This is a genomic window from Catenuloplanes nepalensis, from assembly GCF_030811575.1.
In the GTDB taxonomy this organism is placed as follows: Bacteria; Actinomycetota; Actinomycetes; order Mycobacteriales; family Micromonosporaceae; genus Catenuloplanes; species Catenuloplanes nepalensis.
Genome location: NZ_JAUSRA010000001.1, coordinates 142504 through 158135 on the forward strand (window position 1 = coordinate 142504; position 15632 = coordinate 158135).

General features: G+C 71.7%; 16 protein-coding genes. 9 read left to right on the forward strand and 7 right to left on the reverse strand.

All coding sequences use genetic code 11. The features are described 5' to 3' along the window. Positions 1 to 2 precede the first annotated feature (2 nt). The 3 genes from J2S43_RS00595 to J2S43_RS00605 are packed head-to-tail and all read right to left on the reverse strand — an operon-like array spanning position 3 to position 1277. The gene (locus J2S43_RS00595; protein ID WP_306826478.1) at positions 3 to 398 is read right to left on the reverse strand and encodes a type II toxin-antitoxin system VapC family toxin; all 396 of its coding nucleotides are present in this window, start codon (positions 396 to 398) and stop codon (positions 3 to 5) included. Positions 399 to 414: 16 nt separating this feature from the next. Further along, complete coding sequence (locus J2S43_RS00600; protein WP_306826479.1) at positions 415 to 684, reverse strand: type II toxin-antitoxin system Phd/YefM family antitoxin; 270 nt, start codon at positions 682 to 684, stop codon at positions 415 to 417. Between the two features lie 41 nt (positions 685 to 725). Continuing rightward, the gene (locus tag J2S43_RS00605; RefSeq protein WP_306826480.1) at positions 726 to 1277 is read right to left on the reverse strand and encodes a hypothetical protein; all 552 of its coding nucleotides are present in this window, start codon (positions 1275 to 1277) and stop codon (positions 726 to 728) included. Positions 1278 to 1450: 173 nt separating this feature from the next. Here J2S43_RS00605 and J2S43_RS00610 point away from each other — a divergent pair, with 173 nt between their 5' ends. Together J2S43_RS00610 and ppdK are read left to right on the forward strand one after the other, a co-directional pair. Next, positions 1451 to 2542 (forward strand): hypothetical protein, encoded by a 1092-nt coding sequence (locus J2S43_RS00610; protein WP_306826481.1) that lies wholly within the window; start codon positions 1451 to 1453, stop codon positions 2540 to 2542. Positions 2543 to 2769: 227 nt separating this feature from the next. After that, entirely contained in the window at positions 2770 to 5415 is a 2646-nt protein-coding gene (gene ppdK, locus J2S43_RS00615; RefSeq protein ID WP_306826482.1) for a pyruvate, phosphate dikinase, read from the forward strand. A gap of 72 nt (positions 5416 to 5487) precedes the next feature. Here the strand turns inward: ppdK and J2S43_RS00620 are convergent, their stop codons facing one another. The 4 genes from J2S43_RS00620 to J2S43_RS00635 form a co-directional block, all read right to left on the reverse strand. After that, a complete protein-coding gene (locus J2S43_RS00620) occupies positions 5488 to 5859 on the reverse strand; it encodes a hypothetical protein (protein WP_306826483.1) in 372 nt (123 codons plus the stop codon). Positions 5860 to 5885: 26 nt separating this feature from the next. Next, positions 5886 to 6377, reverse strand: a complete 492-nt coding sequence (locus J2S43_RS00625; protein ID WP_306826485.1) for a roadblock/LC7 domain-containing protein — start codon at positions 6375 to 6377, stop codon at positions 5886 to 5888. Positions 6378 to 6476: 99 nt separating this feature from the next. Continuing rightward, positions 6477 to 7952 carry a DUF4388 domain-containing protein gene (locus J2S43_RS00630; RefSeq protein ID WP_306826486.1) on the reverse strand — a complete coding sequence of 492 codons (1476 nt, stop codon included), beginning with the start codon at positions 7950 to 7952 and terminating at the stop codon, positions 6477 to 6479. A gap of 111 nt (positions 7953 to 8063) precedes the next feature. Continuing rightward, the gene (locus tag J2S43_RS00635; RefSeq protein WP_306826487.1) at positions 8064 to 8444 is read right to left on the reverse strand and encodes a roadblock/LC7 domain-containing protein; all 381 of its coding nucleotides are present in this window, start codon (positions 8442 to 8444) and stop codon (positions 8064 to 8066) included. Between the two features lie 339 nt (positions 8445 to 8783). Between J2S43_RS00635 and J2S43_RS00640 the strand changes: the two genes are divergently transcribed. The 7 genes from J2S43_RS00640 (at position 8784) to J2S43_RS00670 (ending at position 15563) form a co-directional block, all read left to right on the forward strand. Next, a complete protein-coding gene (locus J2S43_RS00640; RefSeq protein WP_306826488.1) occupies positions 8784 to 9137 on the forward strand; it encodes a VOC family protein in 354 nt (117 codons plus the stop codon). A gap of 198 nt (positions 9138 to 9335) precedes the next feature. Then, positions 9336 to 10550, forward strand: a complete 1215-nt coding sequence (locus tag J2S43_RS00645; protein ID WP_306826489.1) for a deoxyguanosinetriphosphate triphosphohydrolase — start codon at positions 9336 to 9338, stop codon at positions 10548 to 10550. A gap of 114 nt (positions 10551 to 10664) precedes the next feature. Beyond that, positions 10665 to 12524: a DNA primase gene (dnaG, locus tag J2S43_RS00650; protein ID WP_306826490.1), complete on the forward strand. Its 1860-nt coding sequence runs from the start codon at positions 10665 to 10667 to the stop codon at positions 12522 to 12524. Between the two features lie 3 nt (positions 12525 to 12527). Then, positions 12528 to 13043: a hypothetical protein gene (locus J2S43_RS00655; protein WP_306826491.1), complete on the forward strand. Its 516-nt coding sequence runs from the start codon at positions 12528 to 12530 to the stop codon at positions 13041 to 13043. 41 nt (positions 13044 to 13084) lie between these two features. Then, on the forward strand, positions 13085 to 14008 hold the full coding sequence (locus J2S43_RS00660) for an ABC transporter ATP-binding protein (RefSeq protein ID WP_306826492.1): 924 nt from the start codon (positions 13085 to 13087) through the stop codon (positions 14006 to 14008). Next, positions 14008 to 14757 (forward strand): ABC transporter permease, encoded by a 750-nt coding sequence (locus J2S43_RS00665; protein ID WP_306826493.1) that lies wholly within the window; start codon positions 14008 to 14010, stop codon positions 14755 to 14757. Before J2S43_RS00660 ends, J2S43_RS00665 begins: the two co-directional genes overlap by 1 nt. Before the next feature lie 5 nt (positions 14758 to 14762). Continuing rightward, positions 14763 to 15563 carry an ABC transporter permease gene (locus J2S43_RS00670; RefSeq protein ID WP_306839123.1) on the forward strand — a complete coding sequence of 267 codons (801 nt, stop codon included), beginning with the start codon at positions 14763 to 14765 and terminating at the stop codon, positions 15561 to 15563. Positions 15564 to 15632: the final 69 nt, after the last annotated feature.

A 15632-nucleotide genomic window follows, 5' to 3' on the forward strand; every position in this document is an offset into this window, starting at 1 on the left:
GGTCAGCGTTGGTCGGGGTGTGTGACGGGCCTGATCTGGATCAGGCGCTCAAGACCGGCGAAGTCCGCGGGGTTCGTCGTGTAGAGCGGCAGCCGGTTCGCTGCGGCGATCGATGCGATCATGAGGTCGGCGGTGCGACCGCGCGGTTTGCCGCCTGCCGCAATTACGGCGGCGACCAGCAGGCCGTAGGTTCGCGCTGCTTGCGTGTCGAACGGAATCGCCTCGAAGGCCGCTTCCGTGTCTTGCAGGCGTCGGATTCGCACCGCGCGCTCGACCGGATCATCGGTGTGGTGTGGTCCTGCCGACAACTCTGCGAGCGTGACCGCACTGACCGCTATGTCTTCGGGAAGTTCGCGCTGGTCAAGACCGCCATAGAGAATTATGACGTTGGTGTCCACCAGGCCGGCGGTGGGATCACTGCTCTCGTTCAAAGAGACCCTGATCGATCGTGGCGTCCTGGTCGCGGCGGAAACGCTCGAGATCCATGGGCGGCGTTGACGCGAAGATTGCCTTGACCTCGTCTCGTGGGACGAAAGTCCGGCGACGGAGCGGGATGAGCCGGGCGACCGGCGTTCCGTTGCGCGTGATGGTGTACGACTCGCCCTGCTCGACCCCGCGCATGATCGAGCCTGACTCGTTCCGCAGCTCTCGCTGCGTGATCTCTCGCGGCATGGGATCGGACATGAACCAAGTCTAAGCCCGGGTGCTACGAAGTGCTACACCCTTCAGGATGACTGGCTGTTCAGGAAGCCGATGATGACGGCGGTCCACCAGGCCAGCTGGGAGAGGGCGGTCGCGAGGCCGGCCTGGATCAGCAGCGGGGTGGGCGGGCGGTGGCCGCGGTGGCGGGACAGGCGGGCGGCGACCGTGCCGGCGTAGATGCCGTTGAGGCCGACGATCAGGACGGCCAGGAGCTTGACCGTGGTCAGGTAGGTGATCTGCGGGTTGAGCAGCGCGCCCGACGCGAGCAGGCCGGTGAAGCCGATCCAGGTCGGGGTCAGCGCGCTCTCCGCGGTGCGCAGCACGTCGCCGAAGCTGTGCCGGCCGGCCAGGAAGAGGATCCCGGACCAGTCCACGAACAGAACCGCGCCGAAACCGATCAACATCGAGATCAGGTGTACGAACAGCGCGCCGGCCCGGATCTCCGGCGGCGCCGCGAACCGTGGCGCGATCACCACCACGGCCAGCCACGCCAGCGAGATCACGGCGGCCCGGGTCGTCGGCGCGAGGCGCCGGCGATGGCGCCCGGGGAGCGCGATCAGTGGCTGACCGGCCATGGTCGTCTCCTTCCGCAGTGCCGGGCCGATTGTGGCCCATCAGGAGACGCGGCGGTGCGGCGCGGATAACAGAAAATCCCGGGATCTCGGAAGTACGGATCTACCAGTACATTCATCGGGCACGCGGCGGCCACGGGGGCGCGCCGGGCCGGAGCGGGAGGCTTCTCTTCGTCATGGTGGCTAGACGCGTGATCAGCGCGCTGATCTTCCTGGTGGCGGTGCTGGCGTTCGCCGGGCCGTTCGTGGTCCTGGACACGGACGAGTCGTCCTGGGGGCAGCGGCACACCACGATCAGCGCCACCGGGTTCGACCTGATCCTGGGCACCCCGCCGTCGATCACCACCGAGGGTGACGAGCGCTCCGGCGACTCGTCCATCCCGGGGCTCGAGGAGGCGGCCGCGAACGCGCCGGACTCGCCGGCCGGTCTCGCGGACGGCAGCAGCACGCGGGTCTGGGCGACGGCGGCGCTGTTGCTGACGCTGGGTGCGGCCGCGCTCGCCGGGTTCCGCAACGGCCGGGGGCTGGGCGCGCTCGCCGCGCTGGCCGGGCTGGCCGCGGCCGGAGCCGTGTCGGCGTCCGCGATGTCGGTCGTGACCACGGTCGAGGAGTCGCGCGCGATGAGCGATCTCTTCCCGTCGGCCGGGCTCGGCGGCGGCGCGTGGTGGGCATATCTGCTGCTGGGATTCGGCGCGTTCTTCGTCTTCCTGGACGCGATGGTGACCGGCGCGCGGCCGAAGCAGTTCGTGCCGCGGAACATGCTGGCTGCCGGCTATCCACCACCGGGACACCCCCATCAGGGGTACGCGCAGCAGCCCTTCCCGGCGCAGCACCACCCCGCCTTCCCGCAGCCGCCGCAGGGCTTCCCGCCACCGCCCGGTTTCCCGCAGCCGCACCCCGGTTTCCCGCAGGCGGGTGTCCCGCAGGCCGGTTTCCCGCAGCCGTCGGCTTTCCCGCCCGCGCACCAGCCCCAGCAGCCGTATCCGATGCCGCCGCAGCGGCCCTACCCGCCGCAGGGAATGCCGCCCTACGGAATGCCTGCGCAGGCAACACCTCCGCAGGGAATGACTCCGCAGGGCTATCCGCCGCAGCATCCCTCTCCGCCGCAGGGAATGCCGCCGCAGCAGCCCCACCCGCCGCAGCAGGCCGTTCCGCCGCAGGGCTACCCGCCGCAGCAGGCCGTTCCGCCGCAGGGCTACCCGCCGCAGCAGGCCGTTCCGCCGCAGGGCTACCCGCCGCAGCCGCCCGGTGCGCCCTACGAGCGTTGAGGACCTTCTCCTCGTACCCGCTGATGGTTGTGGATCTGGGCATTGGGGGTTGGGGATCGGTTGCATGGAAGCGCTTCCATGCGATGGGTGGCAACGTCGCAGGTCAGCGCGGCTGATGTGCCAATCGTCACCCTTCCCTCGCTCTATGCGACGTTCTCGCTTAGATTTCGCCCACGGCCGGCATCGACCGGGCCCCACGTTCAGTGCGGAACGGATGGGAGACCTCCATGACCTACGTCTACGCCTTCGAAGAGGGCAACAAGGACCTCAAGGACCTACTGGGCGGCAAGGGCGCGAACCTTGCCGAGATGACCAACCTGGGTCTTCCGGTCCCGCCCGGATTCACCATCACCACCGAGGCCTGCCGGGCCTACCTGCGCGACAAGCGCCTGCCGGACGGCCTGGAGGAGCAGATCGAGGCGCGGCTGACCGCGCTGGAGGAGCGGACCGGCCGGCGGCTGGGCGACGCCACGGATCCGCTGCTCGTCTCGGTCCGGTCCGGCGCGAAGTTCTCGATGCCGGGCATGATGGAGACCGTCCTGAACGTCGGGCTCAACGACGAGAGCGTCGAAGGGCTGGCCGCACAGGGCGGCGAGCGCTTCGCCTGGGACTCCTACCGTCGCCTGATCCAGATGTTCGGCGCGACGGTCTGCGAGGTGCCGGCCGGCTACTTCGCCGACGCGCTGGACGAGGCGAAACACCGCAAGGGCACGCGCGACGACCTCGACCTGGACGCGGACGACCTCCGCGCGCTGGCCGGCGTCTACCAGAAGATCTTCGAGGAGCACACCGGCCGGCGGTTCCCGCAGGAGCCGCGCGAGCAGCTTCGCCTGGCCGTCGGCGCGGTCTTCGACTCGTGGAACGCGGACCGCGCCGCGCTCTACCGGCGGCAGGAGCGCATCCCGGCCGACCTCGGCACCGCGGTCAACGTGGTGGCGATGGTCTTCGGCAATCTCGGCCCGGACTCCGGCACCGGCGTGGCGTTCACCCGCGACCCGGGCACCGGCGCGCCGGGCGTCTACGGCGACTACCTGGCGAACGCGCAGGGCGAGGACGTGGTCGCCGGCATCCGCAACACGGTGCCGCTGCAGGAGCTGGAGTCGATCGACAAGGCCTCCTACGACGAGCTGCTCGGCATCATGGCCACGCTGGAGGAGCACTACCGCGACCTGTGCGACATCGAGTTCACGATCGAGCGCGGCAAGCTGTGGATGCTGCAGACCCGGGTCGGCAAGCGCACCGCCGCGGCCGCGTTCACGATCGCGGCGCACCTGGTCGACGAGGGCGTGATCGACCTGGACGAGGCGATCCGCCGGGTCACCGGCGCCCAGCTCGGCCAGCTGATGTTCCCCCGGTTCGACCTGTCCGGCGACCCGCGGCCGCTGACGAGGGCGGTCGGCGCGTCACCGGGCGCGGCGGTCGGCCGGGCGGTCTTCGACGCACAGCGCGCGATCGAGCTGGCCGGGCAGGGCGAGGCGGTGATCCTGGTCCGCCGCGAGACCAACCCGGACGACCTCGGCGGCATGATCGCGGCCCAGGGCATCCTCACCTCGCGCGGTGGAAAGACCAGCCACGCGGCCGTGGTCGCGCGCGGAATGGGCAAGACCTGCGTGTGCGGCGCGGACGACCTGGAGATGGACCGGGACGCGTTCACCGTGCACGGCACGCGCGTCGCCGAGGGCGACATGATCTCCATCGACGGTACGACCGGGCGCGTCTACCTCGGTGAGGTGCCGGTCGAGCCGTCCTCGGTGGTGCGGTACTTCGAGGGCACGTTCACCGGCGAGGACCCGCTGGTCGGTGCGGTGGACCGGCTGATGCGGCACGCCGACTCCCGGCGGCGGCTTCTCGTCCGGTCCAATGCGGACACCGGCGAGGACGCGGCCCGGGCCCGGCGCTTCGGCGCGGAGGGGATCGGGCTCTGCCGCACCGAGCACATGTTCCTGGGCGATCGCCGCGAGCTGGTGGAGAAGCTGATCCTCGCGAGCGGGCAGCCGGAGCGGCAGGCCGCGCTCGCCGCGCTGCTGCCGTTGCAGCGCGCGGACTTCGTGGAGCTGTTCCGGGCGATGGACGGCCTGCCGGTCACGGTGCGGCTGATCGACCCGCCGCTGCACGAGTTCCTGCCGTCGCTGACCGACCTCGCGGTGCGCGTGGCCGTGGCCGGTGAGCGCGGTGAGGATGCCGGGCACGACGAGAAGCTGCTCGCGGCCGTGCAGCGCATGCACGAGCAGAACCCGATGCTGGGCCTGCGCGGCGTACGCCTCGGCCTGGTCATCCCGGGTCTGTTCGCCATGCAGGTGCGCGCGATCGCGGAGGCCGCGGTCGAGGTCACCCGCGCCGGCGGCAGCGCCCGGCCGGAGATCATGGTGCCGTTGGTCGGAGCGGTGCAGGAGCTGGAGACGGTACGCGCGGAGGCCGAGAAGATCCTGGTCGAGACGGTCGGCGACAGCGGCGTGGAGGTGCTGATCGGCACCATGATCGAGGTGCCGCGCGCCGCGCTCACCGCGGGGCAGATCGCGGAGGCGGCCGAGTTCTTCTCGTTCGGCACCAACGACCTCACCCAGATGGCCTGGGGCTTCTCCCGGGACGACGTGGAGGGCGCGTTCTTCTGGCGCTATCTGGAGCTGGGCATCTTCGGCATCTCACCGTTCGAGTCGCTGGACACCGACGGTGTGGGCCGGCTGGTCCGGATCGCGTCCGAGGAGGGCCGGGCGGCGCGTCCGGGCCTGAAGCTGGGCGTCTGCGGCGAGCACGGCGGCGACCCGGACTCCGTGCACTTCTTCCACGAGGTGGGCCTGGACTACGTGTCCTGCTCACCGTTCCGGGTGCCGATCGCCCGGCTGGAGGCGGGACGCGCGGCCATCGCGTCGTGAGAGCGGTGATCCAGGCGTCATTCGTGTCGTTGGAACGACATGAATGACGCCTGGATCATGGGGCCGGGCGGCTCAGACGTCGAGGTCTTCCTCGATCTTCTTCAGCTGGTGGCGCGCCATGGCCAGGTTGGCCCGGTTCTTCAGCAGCGCCAGGTAGAGGAACAGCCCCTTGCCGGAGCGCCCGGTCAGCGGCCGGATCAGGTGGTACTGGCTGCCCAGCGTGATCAGGATGTCCTCGATGCCGTCCTTGAGGTTGAGCATCTCCATCGTGCGCAGCTTCGCGCGGACCACGTCCGTGTTCCCGGCGGCTGCCACGGTCAGGTCCAGCTCCTTGGTGCCGCCGGCGACGCCGAGCGCCATGCCACTGGTGTAGTCCACCAGTGCGACGCCGACGGCGCCGTCGATGTTCATCGCTTCCTTGAGCGCGGTGTCCATGTCGGGCATGTCAGAATCCTCCGAACTTAGGGGTTTTATCCGGCGCGCTGGCCGGGGACGCTCGACTGCAGCGCGGCCATCGGGGTGCGCTTGGCCAGGGGCACCTGACCCTCGACCGGGATGACGCGCGGCGGTGCCGGTGCGGGCGGTCGTGCCTCCACCGGATCGAGCAGCTCACCGAGGCGGCGTGCGGTACGCCGCGCCTCGTGATGGATGCGGGCCACGTTCGCGCTCGGCCTGGCGAGCACGGCGAGGAGCGTGCGGAGCCCGGCGGCGTAGATGGCCACGTACCCGCCGGACGATTCGATGATGGTCTCGCGCAGGTCGCCGTGGCCCACGGTCTGGGCGAAGCGCTGGGTCAGCCCGAGGTTCGCCGCGGCCAGCGCGGCGATCGTCTCCGGCTGAAGGCCCGGTGCGTCGTACGCGAGCAGCATCCCGTCGACGCCGGCGATCACGGTGGCCGACAGATCGGGCAGGCGGCTGCGAAGCCTGGCGAGCTCGGCCAGCACCGCCCGGTCGGTTTCCACGGCAGTTCTCCTTCGCGAGGGCAGGGATGGGTGAGGGTGAACAGGTCGGTGCCCGCCTCCGGCGCGCGGCCGCCGGGGGAGCCCGAACGGACGGCGCGCTCACCGCAGTGCCTTCAGCGCGCTGCGGATGCGGGTGAGCAGCGCCTCGTCCGGCGCGTCACCGCGCAGCGGGCCGCCGTCCGGCGCGGTCTGCACGTCACCGGCACCGCTCGGCATCTGCTCGCCGGGGCTGCGGCGGGGCAGGTTCTCGGTGGGGATCGCGGCACCGGCGCGCGCACCGGCGCGCCGCCGGCCACCGGTGGTGCGCCGGGGCTTGGCGGGCTTCTCCGGATCCGCCGGATTCTCGGGCGGGGAGACCGACGGGAGCGGCGCGGTGTCGTCCGCGGTGGCGGGGGGTTCCACGGCCGCGGTGGTCGTCGCACGGCCGGGCCGGGCCGTGCGCACCGGCCCGGCCGGGCGCGGCACGTCGGCCGGGCCGGACGTCGGTGCTTCCGGGCCACCGGTGGCGGGCCGCCGCTCGTCGGGAGCCGGCTCCGCGATCGCCCGCTCCCGGGCGTCCTGCCGTGAGATGTCCTGCTTCCGGGTGTCCTGCTGTCGGGTGCTCAGCTGTAGGGTGTCCTGCTCCGTGGTGGCCGGGTTCGGGATGGCCGGCTTCGAGTCGTCCCGCTTCGGGAGGTGTGGCTTCGCCGCGCCCGACGTCGGGAGATCCGGGTTCGGCGGGTCCGGTTTCACGGGGCCCAGGGGCGGGATGTCCTGCGGCGGGATGTCCAGGGTCGGGATGCCCGGCTGTGGGATGCCCGGCTGCGCGGGGACCGTCGGGTGTTCCGCCGCGGCGATGGCGGCCTCCGCCAGCGCGATGACCGCGTCCGCAGGTGCGGCCGGCGCCCGGTCCTCCGTCATGATGAGACCCGCCGCCGCCAGCTCGCGCACCTGCTGCAACGTCACGTATCCGGCCCGGCCGAGGAGCCGGGCCAGCGTGGCCGGGGTGCGCTCGCCGTCCGCCGCGACCAGCAACTCGAACTGCAGCGAACTCAGCACGACGCGCTCGACGGGCGGCCGGGGTGCCGGCCGAACCGGCGCAGTGTCCAGCGTGGACGATTGGAAGACCTCGTCGAGGAGCCGTCGCCGTCGCGTCGTCTCCCTGGACAGCACGTCGGCATCCACCCGGCAGACCGGGCCGAGCCAGTGTTGCTCACCCTCCGCGAACCGGACGGGCACGGCCGCCGGTTGCAGCACGAAGTACGCCGCGTCATAGATCACCCCAAGAACACACAGCTCAAGTTCGCCGTTCGTAAGGTGCCCCCGTTCGACGAGCAGGCGACCGACACGGTGTGCGTCTTTCCCGGCGGCGACCGCGGATTCCCACGTGCGGGCCGAGATCCGGCCCGACGCGATCAGCAGTTCGCCGACGCCCGGTGCCGCCGGGGACTCCGCATGGCTGACCCGGCCCTCCGTCAGATGGATGACCCCGCCGGGGTGGCCGGCGACGTGCAGCGCGCCGGTCTCACCGGCGTTGACCAGCTGGCTGAGCGCCCGGCGGGGGAGGGTTGCCTGTGCGGCACGGGCGGGCTTCACGTGTGGACTCCTCACCGATTTCTCGGTCTCATGCCGCGACCGTCATGGCCGTCGTCGGTCGCGTGTCGAAACGGTCGCCGGGCCCGCGGCGTTACGCGTGAGCCGGCGGCGTTACGCCGTCACCAGGTTCTCGGCGAGCATCCGCAGCCGGCGCCGGCCGACCGCGAGATTGCCGAGGTCCTTGTCCAGCCACAGGTAGAGGGCCAGGCGGCTGTCGAATCCGGTGCGCAGCGGACGGATCAGGTGGTAGCCGCCCGCGGTGGTGATGATGAGGTCCTCCACGCCGTCGCCGGGGCGCACCGAAGCGAACGGTGACCGGCTGACCGCGGCGTGCACGATGTCGGCCGTGCCGGTGGCCGTGCCGTCCGGGTCGTCGCCGGGTGCGGCACCGACCGCGCCGAGCGCGAAGCCGGTGGTGTAGTCGACCAGGCTCGCGCCGATCGCGCCGGGAATTGCCATCGCCTGCCGAAGGCAGTCGTCGATGCCGGACACACGGTCTCCTCGGCCCGCAGCGGTAGCCTCACCCCCGCTCCGGCCAGCGGAAGGCGATCGAACTCCGGGCAATGGTGTGGGACCGGCGATGGCCGGCCAGTGACGTTGTGCTTCCGGCACGCTACTACCCGATATGGATTTTCTCCATCCCACGACGGTGTGCGACCTCCCGGCTACCGCCCCGGCCGCTCACTCCTGGGTGGACTGGGGCCTGCCCGTTCGAGTGATCGCGATGGCCGATGATTTATGGCGCTCAGTGGAACGGAGGGTGCCGCGATCGGTTTCCCGGCGTAACGTGTTCGTCACCTTGCCGTCAGAGGCCGCACGATGAGGAGCACCATGGGCAGCGACTGGGAGAACGTGGTCGTCGACGCCGAGGACCCGGGCCGGCTGGCCCGCTGGTGGGCCGAGGCGCTGCACTACCAGATCACCTACGAGCGCCCCGGCGAGGTGGAGATCCGCCGCAAGGCCGACGAGTTCCCCGGCATCGTCTTCGTCACGGTCCCCGAGCTCAAGACCGTGAAGAACCGTCTCCACATCGACCTGCGCCCCGACAACCAGGAGGCCGAGGTCGAGCGCCTCGTCGACATGGGCGCCCGCCACGTCGACGTCGGCCAGGGCACCGTCGACGGCTGGGTCGTCCTCGCCGACCCGGAGGGCAACGAGTTCTGCGTGCTGACCCCACGCACCTGAGCGAATCGGCGGGACCTCGGCGCGATCCGGGCCGCGCCGGGTGGCCCGGTGCCGTGGCCGGCCGAGCCGCGGAAGCCGGCCGCGCATCCGGATCCGGACGTGCGGGAGGCCGCGCGGGAGATCCATGTCCGTTGAACGACGGCGGAAATCCCGGCGACGGCCGCGCCGGGAGCGCCGGGGCGGCACTACGCTCGGATCATGAACGGCCAGGACGGCGACGCGGAGCGGTGGGCGGAAGAGCAGGCCAAGGACACGGGGTACGGGCGGACGCCCTTCCAGCGGGATCGCGCGCGGGTGCTGCACTCGGCCGGGTTCCGGCGGCTGGCCTCGAAGACGCAGGTGCACGTGGCCGGATCGGACGACTTCCTGCGGACCCGGCTGACGCACTCGCTGGAGGTCGCGCAGATCGCCCGCGAGATGGGCGAGCGGCTCGGCTGCGACCCGGACGTGGTGGACGTGGCCGGGCTCGCCCATGATCTCGGCCACCCGCCGTTCGGTCACAACGGTGAGGCCGCGCTGGACGCGGTCGCGGGCGGCTGCGGCGGGTTCGAGGGCAACGCGCAGACGCTGCGCGTGCTGACCCGGCTGGAGGCGAAGGTCGAGGGCGCCGGCCTCAACCTGACCCGCGCCACGCTGGACGCCACCTGCAAGTATCCGTGGCGCCGGGACGGTGTGCGGCGCAAGTGGGGCGTCTACGCCGACGATCTGCCGGTCTTCGAGTGGCTGCGCCGGGACGCGCCGGCCGGCGAGCGGCAGAGCCTGGAGGCCCAGGTGATGGACTGGGCGGACGACGTGGCCTACTCCGTGCACGACCTGGAGGACGGCATCCACGGCGGCTACATCGACCTGGAGCGGCTGGCCGTGGACGCGGACGAGCGGGCCGCGCTCTGCGCGGACGTGTCCGGCGTCTACTCGGAGGAGCCGGTCGACGTGCTCGGCGCGGAGCTGGCCGCGATGCTGGCCGGGCCGATGCTGGCGCCGGCGCTGGCCTACGACGGCAGCCACCGCGCGCAGATCGCGGTCAAGCGGATGACCAGCGTGCTCACCGGCCGGCTGGTCGCGGCGCCGGTCGAGGCCACGGTCGCGGCGTTCGGATCAAGATCTCTGCGCCGGTACGCCGCGGACCTGCTCGTCCCGCCGGACGTGCGGATCCGGTGCGCGCTGCTGAAGGGCATGGCCCTGCGGTACGTGATGCGCCGCAGCGGTGCCGCGGCCGAGCAGGAGCGGCAGCGCGAGGTGCTCACCCGGCTGGTGCACGTGCTGGCCGTGCGCGCGCCGGACGGGCTGGACCCGGTGTTCGCGCCGATCTGGCGGGCCGCGCCGGACGACGCGGCGCGCCTGCGCGTGGTGATCGACCAGGTGGCGTCGCTCACCGACCCGGCCGCGCTCTCCTGGCACCGCGCGCTCACCTGAGAACGAAACCCGGCCTGGCCCCTCCGGCGCCCGCGGCTCCCGCCGTACCCTTGGAACGCTCTTGTGGTTTTGGGTGTGAGGCTTGTGGTTTTGGGTGTGAGGGAGGAGCCGCGGGTGGCCGGCAGGATTCGGGACGAGGACATCGCGCTGGTGCGCGAGCGCACGGCGATCGCCGACGTGATCTCCGAGACCGTCACCCTGAAGTCGGCCGGCGGCGGCAACCTGAAGGGCCTGTGCCCGTTCCACGACGAGAAGACGCCGTCGTTCACCGTCTCCCCCGCCCGGAACGTCTATTTCTGCCACGGTTGCGGCAAGGGTGGTGACGCGATCACGTTCCTGATCGACGCGGACCACCTGACGTTCGTCGAGTCGGTCGAGCGGCTGGCCGGTAAGGCCGGCATCCAGCTGCGTTACGAGGAGCAGCCCGGCGGTCGCCCGTCCGGCCCGCGGCAGGCACCCGGCCAGCGGCAGCGGCTGATCGCGGCGCACGCGGACGCGGCCGACTTCTACCGCGCTCAGCTGATCACTCCGGGAGCCCGGGCCGCCCGCGAGTTCCTGGCCCAGCGCGGTTTCGGCCGCGAGCACGCGGAGGCATACGGCTGCGGCTTCGCCCCCGACGGCTGGGACGTGCTGACCCGGCACCTGCGGCAGAAGGGCTATTCGGCGGACGAGCTGGTCACGGCCGGCCTGTCCCGCCCGGCGCGGTCCGGTTCGCTGATCGACCGGTTCCGCCGGCGGCTGCTCTGGCCGATCAAGGACATCAGCGGCGACGTGATCGGTTTCGGCGCGCGGAAGCTCTTCGACGACGATGACGGCCCGAAATACCTGAATACGCCGGAGACGCCGCTCTACAAGAAGTCGCACGTGCTCTACGGCATCGACCAGGCGAAACGCGACATAGCGCGGGAGAGTCGCGCGGTGATCGTCGAGGGTTACACCGACGTGATGGCCTGCCACCTGGCCGGCGTGCCGACCGCGGTCGCGACCTGCGGCACCGCGTTCGGCGAGGACCACATCAAGGTCCTCCGCCGCCTGCTGATGGACGCGAACGACCTCGGCGGCGAGATCATCTTCACGTTCGACGGCGACGCGGCCGGGCAGAAGGCGGCGATGCGCGCGTTCTCCGACGATCAGCGGTTCGTGGCGCAGACCTTCATCGCGGTCTCGCCGAACGGCATGGACCCGTGCGATCTGCGGCTCAACCGCGGTGACCTGGCCGTGCGCGACCTGGTGGGCGCGCGCGAGCCGATGATCGCGTTCGCGCTCCGCTCGATCATGCGGCAGTACGATCTGGACACCGTCGAGGGCCGGGTCGCCGCGCTGCGCTCCACCGCGCCGCTGGTCGCGCAGATCAAGGACCGCTCGATGCGCCCGGGTTACACCCGCAGGCTCGCCGACGACCTGGGCCTGGACATGCCGGAGGTGGAGCACGCGGTGCGCCGCGCCGGCGGCAGCGCGCCGGACGAGAACCGCCGCAAGGCCGGGTCGCGGCCCACGTCCGCGCCGCAGTTGCAGGTCGAGCGCGAGGCGCTGAAGCTCGCGCTGCAGGAGCCGGTGCTGGCCGGCCCGATGTTCGACGCGCTGGACGGCACGCACTTCACCGATCCGGTGCACGTGGCGCTGCGCGGCGCCGTGGCGGACGCGGGCGGCACCGCCTCCGCGGCCGGCGGCGGCGTGGTCTGGATCGAGAAGGTCCGCGATCTCTGCGCCGATCTCGCCGCCAAGGCGCTGGTCAGCGAGCTGGCCGTGGAGCCGTTGCGGGTCGACCGCGACCCCGACCCGCAATACGTGGCGGTCACGCTGGCCCGGTTGCAGTCCGCGTCGGTGACCGCGCGGATAGCCGACCTGAAGTCCAAGGTGCAGCGGATCAATCCGGTGGCCAACAAGGACGAATATTTCGCGCTCTTCGGGGAATTGCTCTCCCTGGAGCAGCACGCACGGGCCCTGCGCGAGCAGGCCGTCGGGGGGTTGTGAGACGTGTTCGGCTTCTTCCGCGGAAACCAGCCGCCGGCCGCGCAGCGCCCCGCCCTCGATCGCGACGAGCGCATCCTCACCTGGGCGAGCACGTCCACCGAGGGCGTGGTGGTCGCGACCAACCGCGGGCTGCGGCTGCCCGGCCGGGACAGGCTGGGCTGGCACGAGATCCTCAAGGCGGTCTGGTCCGGCCGTGAGCTGACAGTGATCGCCGGCCGGGTCGCGGAGGAGCGCGACGGCTACACCGTGGTGGTCGACGAGCCCGCGATCTCGACGCTGCTGCTCGAACCCGGCCACGTGCCGCACCAGGTGCAGGTCCGGGTGACGAAGTCGGTCGCGATCACCCACCACCACGACCTGCCCGGCGGCGGCGCCCGGGTGGCGGCGCGCCGGGTGAGCGGTGTGGACGGTCTGCGCTGGACCGTGCGGTACGACCCGGGAACCCCGCCCGACGCCGAGCGGGTGGACGCGCTGGTCGCCCGCGCCCGGGCCGACGCGGAGGCGGCCGCACCGCGGTAAATCCGTCGGAACTTGTCGAACCCCCGGTCTAGGGTCGGGGCATGACTGCGATGATCGAAGCGGCCGGGCTGGTCAAGCGCTTCGGCGACTTCACCGCGGTGGACGGCATCGACGTCACGGTGCAGCCCGGTGAGGCGTTCGGCTTCCTCGGGCCCAACGGCGCCGGCAAGAGCTCCACCATGCGCATGATCGGCTGCGTGTCCCCGCCCACCGGCGGTCTGCTGCGCATCCTCGGCATGGACCCGGTCCGGCAGGGCCCGGCGATCCGGGCCCGGCTCGGCGTCTGCCCGCAGCTGGACAATCTCGCCCCCGACCTGACCGTCCTGCAGAACCTCACGACCTATGCGCGATATTTCGGCATCTCCCGCCGTGAGGCCACCCGCCGCGCACGGGAGCTGCTGGAGTTCGTGCAGCTCACCGAGCGGGCCGGGGCCGAGGTCGAGCCGCTCTCCGGCGGCATGAAACGGCGTCTCACCATCGCCCGCGCGCTGATCAACGAGCCCGACATGGTGCTGCTCGACGAGCCCACCACCGGCCTCGACCCGCAGGCCCGCCACCTGGTCTGGGAGCGGCTGTTCCGGCTCAGGCAGCGCGGCGTCACGCTCGTGCTCACCACGCACTACATGGACGAGGCCGAGCAGCTCTGCGACCGGCTCGTGGTGATGGACGCCGGCAAGATCGTGGCGGAGGGCTCGCCCCGCGCGCTGATCGAGCGATACTCCACCCGCGAGGTCGTCGAGTTGCGCTTCGCGGCCGAGTCGCAGTCCGGGTTCGCGGCCAAGCTGGACGGCGTCGGCGACCGCACCGAGGAGTTGCCCGACCGCATCCTGCTCTACACGGCCGACGGCGACGCCGCGCTCGCCGAGGTGCACGCGCGCGGGCTCACCCCGTCCGGCGCGCTGGTCCGCCGCAGCTCCCTGGAGGACGTGTTCCTGCACCTCACCGGCCGGACGCTGGTCGACTGATGATCGCCGCCTTCGAGTTCCACCTGGCCGAGTTCGCGCGCAACTGGCGCGGCTCGGTCTTCGGCTCGTTCGTCATCCCGCTGCTCACCATGCTCGGCTTCGGGATCGGCGTCGGCGGTTACGTGCAGGGCGGCGTCGACGGCGTGCCCTACCTGCACTTCCTGGTCCCCGGCCTGCTCGCGTCGACCGCGCTGCAGATCGCGCTCGGCGAGTCCACCTGGCCGGTGCTCGCCCACATGGAGTGGATGAAGACCTACGCCGCGCAGGCCGCCACGCCACTGCGCCCGGTCGACGTGCTCGGCGGCCACCTGCTCTTCGCGATGCTCCGGGTGACCGCCGGCGTCACCGCGTTCCTGCTGGTCGCGGTCGTCTTCGGCGCGCTGCCGTCGCCGTGGGCGCTGGCCTGCCTGCCGATCGGCGTGCTGCTCGGCCTCGCTATCGCCGCGCCGGTCTTCGCCTACAGCGTCTCCGTTCCCGGCGAGGTGTGGCTGAGCGTGCTGTTCCGCTTCGCGATCGTGCCGATGACGCTCTTCGCCGGCGTGTTCTTCCCGGTCGACGCGATGCCGGCCGCGCTTCGCTGGCTGGCCTACGCGACACCGCTCTGGCACGCCGTCGACCTCTGCCGCGCCGCCACGCTCGGCCGCGCGCTCGACTGGTCCCTGACCGGCCACCTGCTCTATCTCGCGCTCTGGGCCGGCGCCGGCGTCGCGCTGGCCGCACACCGTTTCCACCGGCGGCTGGGGGTCTGACCGTGATCGCCGCACTCGCGCTGCCCCGCCTCACCGCCTCCGGCGGCCGCGTCCTGGCCGTCGCCGGCCGTAACGTCGTCGCGCTGCGCCGCGCCGGCTGGCTGGTGTTCGTCTCCGGCGCGATCGAACCGTTCCTCTACCTCTTCTCGATCGGCATCGGCGTCGGCGCGCTGATCGGCGACATGCCGCTGCCGGACGGCACGGTGGTCAGCTACGCCGCGTTCGTCGCGCCCGCGATGCTCGCCGCGTCCGCGATGACCGGCGCGCTCACCGAGACCACGTTCAACTTCTTCGGCAAGATGAAATTCTGGAAGCTTTACGACAGCGTCCTCGCCACCCCGGTCGGCCCGATGGAGATCGCGTTCGGCGAGCTGTGCTGGGCCATGGCCCGCGGCGCGGTCTACGCCGCGTCCTTCCTCGCCGTCATGATCGCCATGGACCTCACCAGCCCGCTCCGCGCACTCGTCGCGCTGCCAGCGACCGTGCTGATCGGCTTCACGTTCGGTGCGATCGGCATGCTGACCGCCACGCTGATGCGCGGCTGGCAGGACTTCGACCTGATCGGCACGATTCAGTTCGCGCTCTTCCTCTTCTCCGGCACGTTCGTCCCGGCCACCGCCTACCCGGCCGCGCTCCGCTGGCTGATCGAGATCACGCCGCTCTACCGCGCGGTCGACCTGATCCGCGCGCTCACCGCGGGCCGCGCCGGCTGGCTCCAGGCCCTCGACATCGCCTACCTCCTCGCCCTGTTCGCGCTCTGCCTCTGGGCCGCCTCCCGCCGGATGAGTCGCCTGCTGCGCAAATAGAGCGGTCATGGGCCGCGGTGAGCGCCTCGGTGCCGCTGGCATACCTGTTCGGGGACGTAGACCGTCCGC

What these genes read in the sequence shown, in the direction of transcription:
- J2S43_RS00600 (WP_306826479.1), bottom strand. Translation starts at nt 684, where the DNA reads ATGTCCGATCCCATGCCGCGAGAGATCACGCAGCGAGAGCTGCGGAAC.
- J2S43_RS00605 (WP_306826480.1), bottom strand. Translation starts at nt 1,277, where the DNA reads ATGGCCGGTCAGCCACTGATCGCGCTCCCCGGGCGCCATCGCCGGCGC.
- J2S43_RS00610 (WP_306826481.1), top strand. Translation starts at nt 1,451, where the DNA reads ATGGTGGCTAGACGCGTGATCAGCGCGCTGATCTTCCTGGTGGCGGTG.
- ppdK (WP_306826482.1), top strand. Translation starts at nt 2,770, where the DNA reads ATGACCTACGTCTACGCCTTCGAAGAGGGCAACAAGGACCTCAAGGAC.
- J2S43_RS00620 (WP_306826483.1), bottom strand. Translation starts at nt 5,859, where the DNA reads ATGCCCGACATGGACACCGCGCTCAAGGAAGCGATGAACATCGACGGC.
- J2S43_RS00640 (WP_306826488.1), top strand. Translation starts at nt 8,784, where the DNA reads ATGGGCAGCGACTGGGAGAACGTGGTCGTCGACGCCGAGGACCCGGGC.
- J2S43_RS00645 (WP_306826489.1), top strand. Translation starts at nt 9,336, where the DNA reads ATGAACGGCCAGGACGGCGACGCGGAGCGGTGGGCGGAAGAGCAGGCC.
- J2S43_RS00660 (WP_306826492.1), top strand. Translation starts at nt 13,085, where the DNA reads ATGACTGCGATGATCGAAGCGGCCGGGCTGGTCAAGCGCTTCGGCGAC.
- J2S43_RS00665 (WP_306826493.1), top strand. Translation starts at nt 14,008, where the DNA reads ATGATCGCCGCCTTCGAGTTCCACCTGGCCGAGTTCGCGCGCAACTGG.